General features: G+C 31.6%; 14 protein-coding genes, 2 pseudogenes, 1 riboswitch and 1 other annotated feature (1 of these 18 running past the window's edge). Of the genes and pseudogenes, 11 read left to right on the top strand and 5 right to left on the bottom strand.

From position 1 onward, the window contains the following. Positions 1-255: a binding site (T-box leader), on the top strand (it extends 2 nt beyond the left edge of the window). A gap of 65 nt (positions 256-320) precedes the next feature. The 6 genes and pseudogenes from BAU23_RS11500 (at position 321) to BAU23_RS11520 (ending at position 5,153) form a co-directional block, all read left to right on the top strand. Continuing rightward, the gene (locus tag BAU23_RS11500; protein WP_000734560.1) at positions 321-1,559 is read left to right on the top strand and encodes an MFS transporter; all 1,239 of its coding nucleotides are present in this window, start codon (positions 321-323) and stop codon (positions 1,557-1,559) included. Positions 1,560-1,667: 108 nt separating this feature from the next. Next, entirely contained in the window at positions 1,668-2,693 is a 1,026-nt protein-coding gene (locus BAU23_RS11505) for a serine hydrolase domain-containing protein (RefSeq protein ID WP_000611146.1), read from the top strand. A gap of 4 nt (positions 2,694-2,697) precedes the next feature. Further along, positions 2,698-2,894 (top strand): annotated as a pseudogene (locus tag BAU23_RS30175) (GNAT family N-acetyltransferase); the annotation flags it as partial. Between the two features lie 209 nt (positions 2,895-3,103). Continuing rightward, positions 3,104-3,571: a DUF1453 family protein gene (locus tag BAU23_RS11510; protein WP_000353193.1), complete on the top strand. Its 468-nt coding sequence runs from the start codon at positions 3,104-3,106 to the stop codon at positions 3,569-3,571. A gap of 79 nt (positions 3,572-3,650) precedes the next feature. Beyond that, the gene (locus tag BAU23_RS11515; protein WP_071734479.1) at positions 3,651-4,157 is read left to right on the top strand and encodes a DUF3189 family protein; all 507 of its coding nucleotides are present in this window, start codon (positions 3,651-3,653) and stop codon (positions 4,155-4,157) included. Positions 4,158-4,346: 189 nt separating this feature from the next. Continuing rightward, positions 4,347-5,153: a DegV family protein gene (locus BAU23_RS11520; protein ID WP_000831936.1), complete on the top strand. Its 807-nt coding sequence runs from the start codon at positions 4,347-4,349 to the stop codon at positions 5,151-5,153. A 75-nt stretch (positions 5,154-5,228) separates the two neighbouring features. Here BAU23_RS11520 and BAU23_RS11525 read toward each other — a convergent pair whose 3' ends face one another. Then, a complete protein-coding gene (locus BAU23_RS11525) occupies positions 5,229-5,801 on the bottom strand; it encodes a DJ-1/PfpI family protein (protein ID WP_000684427.1) in 573 nt (190 codons plus the stop codon). Between the two features lie 118 nt (positions 5,802-5,919). Then, positions 5,920-6,339: a hypothetical protein gene (locus BAU23_RS11530; RefSeq protein WP_071734480.1), complete on the bottom strand. Its 420-nt coding sequence runs from the start codon at positions 6,337-6,339 to the stop codon at positions 5,920-5,922. A 333-nt stretch (positions 6,340-6,672) separates the two neighbouring features. Here BAU23_RS11530 and BAU23_RS11535 point away from each other — a divergent pair, with 333 nt between their 5' ends. After that, a complete protein-coding gene (locus BAU23_RS11535; RefSeq protein ID WP_033670435.1) occupies positions 6,673-7,890 on the top strand; it encodes a methyltransferase domain-containing protein in 1,218 nt (405 codons plus the stop codon). A gap of 121 nt (positions 7,891-8,011) precedes the next feature. On the opposite strand, the gene BAU23_RS11540 is transcribed toward BAU23_RS11535, so the two are convergent. Then, positions 8,012-9,178: an MFS transporter gene (locus tag BAU23_RS11540; protein WP_016129563.1), complete on the bottom strand. Its 1,167-nt coding sequence runs from the start codon at positions 9,176-9,178 to the stop codon at positions 8,012-8,014. Positions 9,179-9,236: 58 nt separating this feature from the next. Next, positions 9,237-9,336, bottom strand: a riboswitch (purine riboswitch). Between the two features lie 473 nt (positions 9,337-9,809). On the opposite strand from BAU23_RS11540, the gene BAU23_RS11545 reads away from it, so the two are divergent. Together BAU23_RS11545 and BAU23_RS11550 are read left to right on the top strand one after the other, a co-directional pair. Then, positions 9,810-10,781 (top strand): NAD(P)H-dependent glycerol-3-phosphate dehydrogenase, encoded by a 972-nt coding sequence (locus BAU23_RS11545; protein ID WP_002076114.1) that lies wholly within the window; start codon positions 9,810-9,812, stop codon positions 10,779-10,781. Positions 10,782-11,233: 452 nt separating this feature from the next. Continuing rightward, positions 11,234-12,538 carry an MFS transporter gene (locus BAU23_RS11550; protein ID WP_000445101.1) on the top strand — a complete coding sequence of 435 codons (1,305 nt, stop codon included), beginning with the start codon at positions 11,234-11,236 and terminating at the stop codon, positions 12,536-12,538. Positions 12,539-12,725: 187 nt separating this feature from the next. On the opposite strand, the gene BAU23_RS11555 is transcribed toward BAU23_RS11550, so the two are convergent. After that, the gene (locus BAU23_RS11555) at positions 12,726-13,517 is read right to left on the bottom strand and encodes an NmrA family NAD(P)-binding protein (RefSeq protein ID WP_116733290.1); all 792 of its coding nucleotides are present in this window, start codon (positions 13,515-13,517) and stop codon (positions 12,726-12,728) included. Here BAU23_RS11555 and BAU23_RS11560 point away from each other — a divergent pair. Then, positions 13,485-13,787, top strand: a pseudogene (locus tag BAU23_RS11560) (ester cyclase); the annotation flags it as partial. The gene BAU23_RS11555 and the pseudogene BAU23_RS11560 overlap by 33 nt on opposite strands. 195 nt (positions 13,788-13,982) lie before the next feature. Here BAU23_RS11560 and BAU23_RS11565 read toward each other — a convergent pair. Continuing rightward, the gene (locus tag BAU23_RS11565) at positions 13,983-14,681 is read right to left on the bottom strand and encodes a hypothetical protein (protein ID WP_071734482.1); all 699 of its coding nucleotides are present in this window, start codon (positions 14,679-14,681) and stop codon (positions 13,983-13,985) included. A 507-nt stretch (positions 14,682-15,188) separates the two neighbouring features. On the opposite strand from BAU23_RS11565, the gene BAU23_RS11570 reads away from it, so the two are divergent. Next, entirely contained in the window at positions 15,189-15,989 is an 801-nt protein-coding gene (locus BAU23_RS11570) for a GNAT family N-acetyltransferase (protein ID WP_071734483.1), read from the top strand. The last annotated feature ends 26 nt before the right edge of the window (positions 15,990-16,015 follow it).

Genomic DNA, 16,015 nt, shown 5'->3' on the forward strand with positions numbered 1-16,015 from the left:
ACATGCAATGAAGAGAAGAGTAAATAAAATGTATTTTTCACAGAGAGCTCCATTTAGCTGAAAAGGAGCAAAAATCTTTTATTGAATCAAGCCTCTGAGCAGCACACCGGAACCTTTAATTAGGGGGTGGAGTGACGGTAGCTCCCGTTATAGAGCTAAGGTATAGGCATTTTGAAATGCAGTACCTGATAAGGTTAATATGGCGACATATTAACAAACTAGGGTGGCACCGCGATGATAAATCTCGTCCCTAAGACTTTAAGTCTTGGGGGTGGGATTTTTTTATTGATTTAAAACAAACTTGAAAGCGGGTGCCTAAAGTGAAAAAATTACTTGAAGATTGGAAATATCCTTTATTACTACTGTCCGGAGTTGGTATTGCAAATTTAGGTGCATGGATTTATTTAATTGCATTAAATATACTTGTATATAATATGGGAGGATCGGCTTTAGCGGTCGCTACTTTATATGTAATTAAGCCATTTGCGACATTATTTACAAATGCTTGGTCAGGAAGTTTGATAGATCGTTTAAATAAACGGAAGTTAATGATCCACCTTGATATATATCGCGTAATACTTATCGCTATGTTACCTTTACTTCCATCTCTTTGGAGTGTCTATCTCTTAGTATTCTTTATTAGCATGGCTAGTGCAATTTATGAGCCAACTGCTATGACATATATGACAAAACTAATTCCAGTAGACAAAAGGCAACGTTTCAATTCACTACGTAGTTTAATAGGATCTGGCGCTTTTTTAATTGGCCCAGCAGTGGCGGGGATATTATTAATAACTGGTACACCAGAGTTTGCTATATATATGAATGCTATAGCATTTCTGTTATCAGGGTTAATTACATTACTTTTACCTAATCTTGATAAAAGATACGAATCTAATACATCAAGTGATAAGTTATCTCTAACTGTACTAAAAAAAGATTGGAACATAGTTTTAAATTTCAGTAAAAAATCTACGTATATCGTATGTGTATACTTCTTATTCCAGGGGATAATGGTATTAGCAACAGCTATTGATGCCCTTGAACTATCGTTTGCGAAAGAAATTTTACTACTAACAGATAGTAAATACGGTTTCCTAGTTAGCATTGCTGGTGCAGGTATTATTTTAGGGGCAATAATAAACACTATTTTGTCAAAAAAATTAGCAACTGCATTTCTTATTGGAGTAGGATCACTATTCATCGCGATCGGTTATATGGTCTATGCTTTTTCAAATGGATTTTTAATAGCTGCAATTGGATTCTTTATACTATCTTTCTCTATGGCGTTTGCAAATACGGGGTATTACACATTTTATCAAAATAATGTTCCTGTTGATTTAATGGGGCGAATTGGTAGCATTTACGGGCTTATCATTGCAATTATAACAATTTTTGTAACGATACTCTTCGGAGTAGCAACTCAATTTCTGTCCATTCAATTTGTAGTAACTGTAGGCGCATTTATAATGCTATTAATTACTATCATATTGTGTGTATATACTTTATTACCTTCAAGGATCAAAGTATATACAGCTGAATCCATAGATTCAAAATAATCTTTCTTCCTTTTTAAAATTAATGGCACGTAATAAGAGGGTTCTTCCATCTCTATATTGAAAAATAATTAGGTGGAAGAACATTATTGAATGATAAGGGTGGTTGTCATGATCAATACAAATAATGAGGTTGCGAAAATTGTAAAAGAATTACACCAAGAATTAGAGTTTTCCGGGGTAATTTTAATTAAAAGAGAAAATGACATTATCTACGAAAATTCATTTGGATATGCTAACCGAAGTGAAGGTATAAACAATACACTACAAACAAGATTCGGAATCGCTTCAGGATGTAAAATATTTACTGCAATTGGCATATGTCAACTCGTTGAAAAAGGTTTACTTTCTTTTCATACAAAATTAAAAGATTGTTTAAGTATTGAATTTCCAAACTTCGATCAAGACATTACAATACATCAACTTCTAACGCATAGCTCTGGTATTCCAGATTATTTTGATGAAAGTATTATGGCTAATTTCGAGGATATTTGGAAAAAAACACCTATGTATCTATTAAAAGGTTTAAGAGACTTTTTACCATTATTCCAAAACAGTAATATGATGTTTGCCCCAGGAAGTAAGTTTCACTACAACAATGCCGGTTTTATCATACTCGGATTAATTATAGAACAACAGTCCGGGCTTGAATTTACGGAATATATAGAAAGAAATATATTTGTTCCAGTTGGAATGAATGATTCGGGTTATTTTTCTTTAGATAATTTACCTAAAGATACAGCCATAGGATATATAAAAGATGTAAATGATCAAAAATGGAGAACAAATGTATATTCTATACCTATTAAGGGAGGCGCTGATGGCGGTGCCTACGTTACTGCACCAGACATGTTGAAATTTTGGAAGTCTCTATTTAATAATGAAATATTAAGCCACCAATATACAAATTTACTTTTAACCCCTCATATTTTAGTGAATAATAGTCAGTCTTACGGTTATGGAATATGGATTGAGAAAAAACAGAATACCATTTTTAAATATCATGTAATGGGATATGATCCTGGCGTTAGTTTTCGCTCAGCCGTATACCCAGACTTAGGAATCACATTAGTTATTCCATCAAATAAAGGGGCAGGACCTGAAAAATTAATGGTAGAAATAGAAGGGGTTTTGTAATTACATGGCTATAAAAATTAGAGCATCTAAAAAAGAAGACGAAATAAGCTGGGTACGTTGCCGTTCGTTATCTTTTTTAGGTACAGCATATTCTGACAATGTACTTAGAGAGAAAGAAAAATATGAAATCCAGCTATTGAACTAGTAGCTATATATGAAGACCAAGTAGTAGGTTTGATAGATATTGAATATGAAATAAAAGTTTAAAACAGTTTAGGAATGTACTAATAAAGCTACTAAAGACGTATGAGTAAAAAGTACGTCTTTTTACTTTTATAAATTATGCTTCAGGCTGATGGGAAACCACATTCCATATTATACAAATTAAAGTAGCTATCGTATTTCAAGTATGGTATGAGCAGAGACGAATATAATTTTCAAAGGTAAACAAGTATATAGGAGGACTCTAAATGGATATTCTATTTGTTATTCTACTTGTTATTCTTATAATTGTATTAGTGCAAGGTAAGGAATACAAAGTGAATATTAATCGTATTTGGCTCATTCCGGCTTTGCTGTGCTTTGTAACAATCCAGTCTATTATTCATATGGGACAATTAAATATATTGCACGTACTACTATTCGTTGCAATGCTCGGAATTGGATTGGGTCTTGGAGTTATTAGGGGAAAAGCTTTAACATTTCGATTAGATAGTGAAACAGGTCATGTATTACGAAAAGGAAATTGGTTAAGTACAATTATTCTTCTTGTTATTTTAGGTGCGAAAATTGTAATTAAGCAAAGTATGTTTTCTGGCAGTACTCACTACACATTAATGGTTGTAACGAATGCCTTTTTATGCATCACATTAGGTACAGTAATTAGTAGACGATATTATATTTGGAAAAAATATAATATGTTAATACAAAAAGTGTAAATACATTTATCCCTTGTTTAACAATGCTGTGAACGGAAATACTAAATAATATTGAACTTTTACAACAAGGGATGATAATATGATATTCATTTACACAGATTTTGGCGGAACACATTCAACTGCACTCGCTGCAGCTTACCATTTGAATAAATTACCAACCGATCGGAAGTTAACGAAAGAAGAAATTTTAAATGTGGAGTACTTTAATAAATTGAAAACAGAAGATATGGGGAAGATTATTTTTCATGGACAAGATGAATATGGGAATCCCGTATATACAATTGGATGCGGAGCATCAAAGGTCGTTGTACCTGCGATGAAGCATTTAGGAGAGATTTTGCAAAAACATTATCAAAGTCATGAAAAGATTATTTTTTCTAATACATCACCAACAGTTCCTTTACCCATGACTTTTGGTGGACTGTTTTCTAGAAGGTTCCACATCGACTTTATCGGTGTACCCTTACTCGTATGGGGAGCAAAACTTAGCTGTGATAACATACAAAGACTTGTTAGTTATACGAAAGAAGCTGGCCGATTGACGAATGATTATGTTGTAATTTTAGATAACGAAAGATTTAAGTAATGTTACAAAAAGACCGCAAAATTTCGCGGTCTTCTTTTTTGACAAATAGACAAAAAATATTCACATTTATTATACATCTTCTATAGCCAAAATATTAAAGTCCTGTTACTATTACAGGGGATATTCTCTTTTCATAAGATAAATATATAGAAAAGTCAGAAAAGAGGAATTGAATAAGGGAGGAACAACATGAAGCGTGTTGCTTGGATTACTGATAGTACAACTGCGAGTTTTACAACAGAAGGAGATAATTTTGTTATCCCAATTGAAGTTATTATTGATGGAGTGTCGTATAAAGATTGCGAAGAGGGAGTTCATGAACGTCTTTATGAAGCGTTAAATGACGGAAGAACGGTTACTACTTCACAACCTAACATAGGAGAAATGGTAGAGTTATTTACAAAATGTAAAGAAGAATATGAAGAAGGCTTTGCAATTGCTATTAGCGGAAAAGTAAGTGGGACCTATCAAAATATGAAGCTAGCTGCTGATATGGCAGGTTTCCCTTTAACTGTATTAGATAGTGAAACGACAAGTTATCCAATGGATGAACTTATGAGAAAAGCTAAGACGTTATACAATGATGGTATGACTTTACAAGATATACACAAAACATTAGTTGATGAAAAAAGAAGACCTTATTATGTATTTCCAAAGAGCTTAAAAGGTTTATATGCAAGTGGTCGTGTAAAGGGAGTTCAATTTTTACTTGGAAGTTTATTAAGTGTCAACTTAATCTTAGAAGTAAAAGGCGGAGAACTTTTACTTGAAAAGAAAGTGCGTAAAATACAAAAATGTAGAGAATACATTAAAAATGAGCTTGAAAAAGAATTACCAAAAGTACTTCATATGTTCTATGCTAACGATAAAGATGGAGCTGAAGAATGGATTTCAGATATTAAACAATCATTTCCTGAAATGGATTTCAAACTGTATCCATTACCGATTTCATTTGCTGTTCATGCAGGTGAAGGTACAATAGCAATTAGTTATTAAAAGGAAAAACCCGTGAATGATTCGCGGGTTTTTTTATTTGAAAATGGGACACACCACGTCGCCATCAAGTTGAAATTAAAAATATAAACCTTTACCTACTGGCTGAACCGTTTCTAGCACAGTATTAACCATTTCTTCATTAATTAGAGTTCTTATGATCCAAGCTGAGAGATCTTGAGCAGCAAAACAACCCGCAGCAGTCGAGATATTTCCTTCGTTTACGAAACTTTGTTCAATAACGTCTACATCAAATTCTTTAAGCTGTTCTACTGCGGATGGATATGTAGTTGCTTTTTTGCCAGTTAGCAATTTTTTAGCTCCTAGTAGTAGTGAACCAGAACACATAGATCCTATTAATTGTCTTTGAGGATCTACATGAATACTAGTAATATATTCTTGGTTTTTATATAAATCTTGTACCCCTTGGCCACTTGCAAATATTACAGCGTCAGCAGAAGGAATATCTGATATGCTTCCTGTCATGGGAATACGTAAGCCAGACATGGATATATGAGTTTTTTCCGTTCCTAATAGTTGGACATTCCAATCAGAAATACCGCCAACTAAACGTACACGATTTAATAAATCCCATGGTAGAAAAACATCTATATCAGTAAACTTATCGAAACAGACTATTGCAATTTTCATTTTCTAATCCTCCATTACTTTTGTTAACAGTACCAATTAACTTTTCTAATACTTGAGCTACACCATTTTTATCATTAGTATCGGTAATTTCAAACCTGTTAATTAAAGAAGGAGGGAACTACCTCCACCATTCTTTAACAGTAATTTTATGTGATTTTTCATTTTTATCTATAATCTCTACAAAACAATCATATGTTTCTAGTTTAGCACTGGAAACACCAATGTATGGATCTTCAATATTGAAAATTATGCTTGCTGTTGCGGAAAAAACATTATCTAAGGGAATATTTCCACTTTTTAAAAGACGTTCGAAGTCTTTCAATAAATCATCTAAAGACTCCTTTATTATTGGAATTTCAAAAACTTTGGGTCTAATACTTTTTTCTAAAATATTTATGACAATGCTATCTATATTTTTCTCTTCAGCAATATTATATAAATGTTCAATAACATATCCGTTTTCTCTATAATTCATTAAGCTTAAATAACTGTGAACAGTATCATGTCCTATCCCTTTTAATAATTTTAACCTTGCCATTTTAGCACCTCGTGTACATTTTGTTTAAGATATATTATAAGTAACCTTCTACAGTAATCCTGCTCCAATGGTTCAATAAAAGTAATGCTATGATGTCCGTTTACATGTATATTTCATTAAGTAGAAGGTTATAAATCTATTTAGGTTTAATAATTTTAATACTGATAATTTCCCATACATAAAACCAAAAGTTGCATGTTATATTTTGGGGCCCACCAATATAAATAATACCATTTTTTCATACCGTGAATAATGTTTTATAGAGAGATGAAAGGGTTTTTAAAGATAAAAATAGAAATCTATATAAAAAAATATTTAAATGGTAGTGATATTATGAAAATCGGAAAGTTTGGAGAAAAAAATAATATAAGTATAGATACAATTAGACATTATATGGATATCGGACTAATTATTCCTGAAAAGAAAGGTGGCCATTATTTTTTTGATGAGTATTGTCAAAAAGATATAGAGCTTATATTAGAGTACAAATGGCTAGGTTTTAGTTTGAATGAAATTAAAGAACTTTTTCTTTATCAAAATTTAGCGAAATCTATGAATTACGAAAAAGATACTCTTTACCAATCTTTATTTAAATCGAAATACGAAACGCTTGAACAAGAAATACAAGTTTTAGAGGAGAGAAGGGATAAATTAAAAGAAGTGTTAAATGATTTATCGCTAACAAATGAAACTCCGAATTCTATTATTGGGATAGATTTAAGCGTACTTCATTTATTTACATGTTTTAAGTGTAGTAAAAACCTAATTCTTCAAAATGGAATTATTAATTGCAATCAAATTACAGAGGGAAAGTTAATTTGTAACTGTGGGGAAGAATACATTATTACTTCAGGTATTCTAACAGCTGGCAATTTATTTAAAGCATATGAGCGATCTTCATTTGAAAGTTCTATTTCAGATTATATTCATGAAACTGATACTGCATATTTGGAAAATATGCATAGAGAAGGAGAATGGGCGAAAAAGAAACTAATGCAATTAGATTTAAATAACAAAATACTACTTGATATAGGATCGGGTCTTGGGTTCTTTTTGCGAAATATTTATGAAGAACTACCCGAGGATTGCTTATTTATTGCAGTTGATCGAGATTTGAATAAACTACTATTTTTAAAAGATGTATTAGAAAGAAGAAATCCGAAAAGAAACATTCTCTTTATCTGTGCTGATTTTTTAAGTATACCTATTCAGAATCAGTCTGTTGATATTGTAATTGATCAGTCTGGTACTAGTAATTATAGTTTTGAGCATGAGAATTTTTTACTTCACAAATTAAATTCTCTTTTAAAACCTGATTGTTATTTATTAAGTTTATTTATTTTATTTAAAAATTTTAGCATAAACAGCCAAATTGAAACTAGGTTTCGAGAAAATTTTACACTTTCAAAAGTAACGAAAGAAATCCAAAATCTACAGTTTCAATTCATTGATGAAAGAACTTCAAATTATTTGAATCGAGGCGGAAAGTACGAGGATTTCTTTGTTCAAGGAGAAGAAATTTATACATATTCATTTTTAGGAAAAAGATGAAGTTAACCCCATCGTTACCTGATTGTGTGACATAGAAAAGTTGTATTTTGTTTTTTGAAATTTAAGTCCGGTTTAATAACCGGACTATTTACTAATACAAGCGATTTACCTCTTCTTTTACTTATAAATGGCATTCTCTTGTCAACGTATGTCTAGTAATAGAAAAGATAGCTAAACCTAAAGATAGAAGGACTAGAAATCCGCCAACCCAGGCCATGTTAGCGACATCATGCACTTGTTTTAAAGCTATACCTCCAACTGCAGACCCGAGTGAAATTCCTATTTGTAGAGCGGAATTATTAAAGCTTTGCTGTATATCTGATGTGTCTGGGGCAGATTGTATTAAATAACTTTGTTGAGGTGGTGCAAGGCCCCAACTCAATGCAGCCCAGACTATCATAACAGGAATAAATAGGCTAATAGAAACTGTAGTGAACGGTAATATAAATAGGATTAAAGCAAATAAAGTAATAACTATTACAATACTTTTTTGAGCACCTATTTTATCTGATAATACACCACCGAAAGCTCCACCACTTACTGCAGCTATACCAAATACTAAATAAAATATACTAATCCAATAAGGGCTCAGGTGAAACTTCTCTTCTAAAAAAGGAGTAAAATAGGCATATAAAGTATAGTGTCCTGCTAACATAAACATAGTAGCTAGATGTGCAGATCCTAGTTTCGGACTACAAACAGCTTTTAATTGGATAGATAAAGGAGTTCGGTTTTCTTCTCCAGGTATTTTCTCTAAAAATACCGAAATTAAGATAATGGATCCCAATGATAAAATAGCTATACATAAAAAAATTACTCTCCAACCGAATGTGTTTGAAATTAATATTCCTAATGGTACCCCTAGAACAAGCGAAGAACTAATGCCCATATAAATTAATCCCAACGCTTTTGCTCGGTAAGAGGGATTAACGATTTTAGCTGCAATTGTAAGTGAAAGTACTACCACTAAAGCAGTACTCATAGCAGTCAAGATTCTTGCTATCATCATAAAAGTAAAGTTAGGGCTAAAATAAGTGAGTATATTACCAATTAGAAAAATGTAAAGTGAAATAATATACAATTTTTTTCTTTCCACTTTACTTGTGAAAATTAATAATACAGGACCTGCTAAAGCATAAGTAAGGGCAAAAATTGTAATTAGTTGACCAGCAGAACTTAAAGAAACACCAAAATCTTTAGCGATGTCTGGCAATATCCCTCCAACAATTAGCTCAACAAGACCTACTGCTATTGTTGCTAAAGCTAATATAAAAACTTTAAAATTCATTTTTTGTATTCCCTTCTCTAAATTATTTACCTTAGAACAAAAAAACTCCTGACTACAAACGCTAAAAGACGCATTTTGTAGTCAGGAGTTAATGGTTCCTGGTAGAGACCCCCAAGCCATATTCTTGGAGTTATACATGATTTCTCATATGTAATTAATCAATGTAATAGAAGATAACATATTACTTTTTACATTTCAATAAAAAAATTCATCATTTGTATACGTGACCTTATATGAAAGAGATAAAACGAGATTTCTAATAATCTTATTGTTCTACCTTTCGATGGCTAGTGAGATTTAAAAGTTTCAAAGTAATAAGCGAAATAATAAATAAAATGCTTAAGGTAGTTTTTCAAAATGCAGGAGAGATATAAGGTTAAACCTCTATAATGATTTCAGAATGAAAATATGATGTATTTTATGACAACCGAGTTATTTTTATCATTGCGGTAGTACACCATCAACCTAGAAAATTACAATTCTCCCAAAACGAAGATTCTTTCCATTGTTGACTACTGATAATATCATCTTATGTTAATTAGAGATGAAGGATATTTGTTAATGTTTATCCAATATTGAACAATATAAGTAAAACCATTCATTTCATAATAAAAAAATTATAAAGACAAAGGTGAGATTATTGAATATTTCAGTTCTTGGTTGTGGACGTTGGGGTACTTTTATAGCTTGGTATGCTAACAAGATTGGTCATAATGTAATGTTGTGGGGGAGAGAAAATTCAAGAAATTACATTGAATTAAGTGAAACAAGAAAGAATGATTATCTTAAGCTCTCAGAAGATCTCGAGCTAAGTAATTCTCTACATAAAGCAATTTCATTTGCGGAGATTATTATTATATCAATTAGTGCACAGGAATTACGTTCTTTTGCTAATCAACTAAACTTAATTGATGAAATACAAGGAAAAACCTTTATTTTATGTATGAAAGGACTTGAAGCAACAAGTGGAAAGAGGCTTTCTCAAGTATTTAGTGAAATTGTTGGGAAAAATACCAATATAGCCGTTTGGATAGGACCTGGACATGTACAGGATTTTGTAAATGACATTCCGAATTGTATGGTGATTGGATCTGAGAATATTGGTATCACTAAGAAAATTGTACAGGAGTTTAATAGTGATTTAATAAGGTTTTACTATGGACAAGATTTAATCGGCAATGAAATAGGAGCTGCTACAAAAAATGTTATGGGAATCGCCGCAGGAATGTTGGATGGATTGAATTACAGCAGTTTGAAAGGTTCACTAATGGCTAGAGGGACCAGGGAACTTTCACGTTTGGTTACAGCTATGGGAGGAAATGATTTAACGATATATGGATTGAGTCATTTAGGGGATTATGAGGCAACATTGTTCTCATTACATAGTCACAATCGAAAATTCGGAGAAGCGTTTGTCTTAGGTCAAAATTTTGATAAATTGGCAGAAGGAGTTTCAACGGTAAAAGCATTGAAAGAACTATCTAAACAATATGATGTCGAACTTCCAATTAGTAACGCTTTATACGAGATTTTGTTTGAAAGTAAAGAGGCAAAAGATACATTAGAAGAACTTTTTTTAAGACCTGTTAAATTTGAATTCTAATGATAAGCACTCGTTTATTGAAAAAACCAAATTGATTTACTTTCGCTAACGAAGATTATATAAATAACAAACGTAATTATTAAACGGCTATATAAAGCAAAAAAGACGTTATCCTTTCTATAGAATTATAGGAAAGGATGGCGTTTTTTATATGTCTATTTCTGTATCTAATCAATTACAACGATTTAATCAAGCGACTTAATTCAAAAAATAAAATCCGTTTGAGTTTATTTCGTTTGCAAATCTTTAAAGCACCTACATATAGATTTTCGAAGAAAAAGAAGAAATATCACTTATCATTGACGTTACATGAGCTTAGCTTGATGAGCATGGGGTTAACCCCATCTTTTTAAATTTTTCTTTTAGAAGTTTTTAATAATAGCATATTGATATTGGGTTGACCCAAGAACTTACACTGTACGTAATACAAAGTTCAGTGGGAGGGAAAAGTTATGGAGAGTTTACGATTACATGTAGAAAATAAAAAAAGTAATCAAGAACTAAAAAATATTTGTCTCTATTCAATTGCGAAAACAATATCTATATTTGGTAGTTCTATTTATAGTTTCGCATTAGGATTATATGTTTTACAAATAACTGGATCTGCGTTAAATTTTGCGATTACACTCATTTTAGGAACGATTCCAATGATTGTTATGAATCCATTTGCCGGTGTAGTTGCTGATAAGGTTGATAAAAAGAAACTGGTTGTTTGTATGGATTTACTAAGTGGATGCTTATTAATAATGGTTTATATATTAAGCAGCAATTATGGATTAAACTTATTCATCATTTATACAACTACCTTTCTTATGACGGTATTTACAACATTTTTTGGAATAGGATTAGAAGCCGCAAAACCAAATATCGTCTCTAAAGAGAGGCTTATGAGTATTAACTCTATAAGTAAAATTATCGATTCTGTATCTTTAATTCTCGGTCCTATGTTAGGTGGCATCGTTTTTGCAGTCTTTGATATTAAGATTTTTATAATTATAAACGGTATTTCATTTATTCTTTCGGGTATATCCATATTATTTATTCATTTTAAACTGTTCGATTTCAACATAAATGAGGAATGCTCAAAAAGGAGAATTAATTTTATTAAAGATATAAAAGAGGGGTTTTCATACTTAATTGAAAAGGAAAGCTTAAAGAATACGTTTCGAATTTTAATTTCACTTAATTTCTTCTTAGGGTTTGCTGTAACTGTTCCATTGCCATACATTATTAATACAGTTCTCAATCTTAGTTCTAAGCAATTTGGTATCATTCAAGGGACTTTTCCAGTAGGGATGATAATTGGTGCAATTTTAGTAAAAAAGATAACTGATCGTTTTTCTTACTCTTATCTTTTGAAAAAGCTAAGTTCTATGCTGGCAGTTTTTATGATTATTTCAGGAATTCCAGTTTTATTCAAAAGTTTTGAAGTAAATGATTTTGTATACGTTATTACGTATTGTGTTGTTATGTTCTTTTTAGGGCTTATTATAGCGCTAATTGATATTCCTTTAATTTATTTCATGCAAAAAGAGATTCCTGATAAATATAGGGGAAGAGTGCTTAGTATTGGATTAAGTTTAGGGAAAATGATGCTTCCTATAGCAATGGCACTATCAGGTCTATTATTAAATTATATTCCAGCCTACACTATTCCAATTGTAGGAGGGATAGTATTTCTTATTTTGAATAAGGCTTACTCAAATAAGTTGAATTTAGAAATTCATTCAAAAGATTATAATGTTTTGCGTAGCTAAGTGAATGTGTTAAGTACCAAAAAAGATGTTTATTTTGCAATAAAGACCATTAAAAAATAATACTGTTGTTTAAAAATACTTCTTTAACTACAGTGATAGATGGGCGAAGTAAAGGCAGTAATAAAGAAGTGTCATTCCAACTGTGGACTGGCACTTTGTTAAATACAAAATTTATTATTAGATTTTTCTATTTTGTATTTAACAATAAATGAGTTAATGCTTGTTTTAATGGTGTAGCCTGACGTTCTAATAAGAAATCTAAATGGGTATGTGTTGATTCTAATCCTCCTTCACGAATCCCTTTTTGAGTCATTACTAACATTGGAAGGTAGGCTGCAGGTACTCCGGCACCTTTTAATATTTGTTCATAAGAAGAATCGTCTACTTCTAATAAAGGAACTTCTTTTCCTAATACTTCATTTAATGTATCAACAAATTGCTGTTGTGTTAAATTCTCACCAGAAAGTTCATAAATTCTATTTTTGTGACCATTAGCTACCAAAACATTCGCTGCTGCTTCAGCTAAATCTGGACGATATACCCAACCGATTTTCCCTTCTCCTGCAGAAGTCACCCAAGGGGCACCAGCCATACAGCTTTGAATTGTACCAAGTTTATTTTCTACATACCAGTTGTTACGCAGAATCACATAAGGAATACCTGATTCAATAATTGCTACTTCACGTGCTCTATGCATTCCTGCTAGGAAGAAGTCATTTCCTTCTGCTCTTGTAACACTTGGATAAATAATTTGTTTTACACCTGTTACTTTCGCAGCCTCTACTGCATTTGTATGCTCACGTATAACTGTATCAAAGTCACCAAATGTTGACATGATGAATAAACGATCAACATCTTTGAATGATGACAACAAGGTTTCTTGATTTTCAAAATCCGTTACACGTACTTCTAAGTTTTGTTCCTTATAGCTAAGTGCTTTTTCAGAGTTTGCAGAGCACCTAAAGATTATGCTGAACATGTAAGAGAGATGATTGAAGTATATGGAAATTTCTCTTTAGAAATTCAAGAATTTTTAGTACAAGGAAGTAAAGTGTATGTACGTTGGAAACAAGTAGGTACACATCTAAGAGAAACCGATGGATATCAACCTACAGGACTCCCAATAGTTCAAATGGCAAGTGCGGTGTATAGAATAGAAGATTGGAAAATTTCAGAGTATTTGATTCAAATTGATAGGTCAGGAATTCAAAATCAATTTGATTTCAATAAAAATATTAATAATATTTAGTAGCTAATTTTTAAGAGTAATAGAAAAATAAAGCACTATACAAAATTTGTTAACACAATCGTTCGATATGGGATTTCCCGTATCGCGAAATCCGTAAAAATCAAACAACTTTAAAGAGCCTTTCTGCATTTTATTGCAGAAAGGCTCTTATGTTTTTATATCAAAATTAAATAAATTTATTATCATTACACTTTTCTATCGTAATTCAGCTGTCTTTCTAATAACAATCTTATCAATATCATCCTCTTCATCACCAATAAATAATCCACGTTCTTTTAAATATGTTTCGAAGTATAAATCTGCTTCTGCACGTTCATCGTATGGCTTTACAGAAAGAACGAAACCTAATTTATTTTGCTCCTCTAAATGAGAAGTGGAGATGTAAGCCGGTACATTGTGGCGTAAAAAGAGCTCTTTAACTGGAATGATCATATCTTTCATTAATTTCGTTAACATACCCATTTCCAACTCAAAATTAAAGCGATCTATACTAGATAAATCCGCGAATACTACACCAATAAAACCTGTATTAAATACTTCTTGATATTCAATATCTTCGTCACCATAAAAATTCTTTTCAATTAAATAATTTATAAAGTAAGAAACACCATCACTTTGTTCAAAAGGTTTTGTTGAAAGAACGAAGCCGATTTTCTTTTGTTTATGTAAATACACACATGACATGTATGCAGCAATATTATGTTCTTTAAATAATGCACTCGTTGCTCCAGATAGACCATCTAGTACGTGGTGCACAATTTGAAGTTTTTTACGAGCGAAATAATAGGATTTCTTTTGTAACTCCAATGTATCAATAAAGACAGAGCCGATAAAGCCTGTATTTGAAATAATAGGTGTTTGCTTTTTTCTTCCTCTGCGCTTTGCTTGAGTCATTGTTAAAATCATCCCTTCATGTACAATTAAAATAAAAAGAACGTTTGTTCGTATATTTATATTTTACTATTAAAACGCTCTAAAGTAAAGGGTTTTTGACGAAAAAAACAACAAAAAAGACACCTGAAAAGGTGCCTTAAACGCTGTAGGGAAGAGGGTTCATCCCAACTATTTATATTATGATACAGAAACAATCTCTTCTGTATCTTCTACATCTAAATGACAGTCCATAGTACGAACATCTTGATCCTCATGACTTCCGAAATAAATAGTAATTTTCATATGTATCGCTCCTTTATTCTAGGAATACCTAAAATAATTACTAGTAATGTTAATATTTATTATATACCACTTTTTTCATTCCGACAACGTTATATCATTTTTAATTCTTTTAGGACGCAAAGAGTGATTTATAGAGATATTTTTATAGAAATAGGTAGATTTCTTATATGTTATATTTAATACTGAAGGATTCGAATACGAAATTTTATGACAGGAGCAAAATGAATGAATTATAAGCAGTTACTAATAGACAATTTTACATATAAAACCTCATACATTGCGCGGCGGGTAATTGGAATGGATGTAAAAGAAACGAAGGATTACATTACTGTCGACTGCGGATTACCTGCAGATACATTTAATATTATTACACTACTAAATAGTAATGTAACGAAAGGGATCGAGAAATTATATAAGGAGGTAGAATGCTATAATCAAAAGAAATTTCCAATGAGTGTTTGGTTTTGGGATGATAAGCAAGAACAGACTATAAAAAGCGAATTAATCAAACTTGGTTTAAAAGAAGTAGAACAGAATATCGCGATGGTAGCAGACTTAAGAAAAATTCATCCAATAATAGACATTCCAGTAAGTTTTACAATAGAAAAAGCAACATCGCCAGAACAAATACAACAATTTGGCGAAACGTTAGCAGCTTTATTCGGTACATCAACAGAAGGTACTCACGTACAAGCATACTATAATCAAATTGCTTCTTTAGATTTATGGAATAGTGATGCCATGAAACTATACTTAGGCCTTTATAAAGGGAAGGTAGTATCTGTTGGCTCTTTAGTTTGTACGGAAGATAGCGTCGGTATTTATGATATAGCGACTAAAGAAGAAATGAGAGGAAAAGGATTTGGTTCTATTATGTTCAATTTCCTGCTTCAAGAAGCAAAACAACTAAAAGATACTTACTGCATTTTACAAGCTTCACCTGATGGAATAAATATTTATAAAAAATCTGGCTTTCAAGCTGTAGGACAAATGACAGTTTTTGAAAATCGACATTTAATTGAATAATTCATCCAAATCAAATCGCTTTAAAT

Origin of the sequence: Bacillus nitratireducens, from assembly GCF_001884135.1 — a bacterium.
In the GTDB taxonomy this organism is placed as follows: domain Bacteria; phylum Bacillota; class Bacilli; order Bacillales; family Bacillaceae_G; genus Bacillus_A; species Bacillus_A nitratireducens.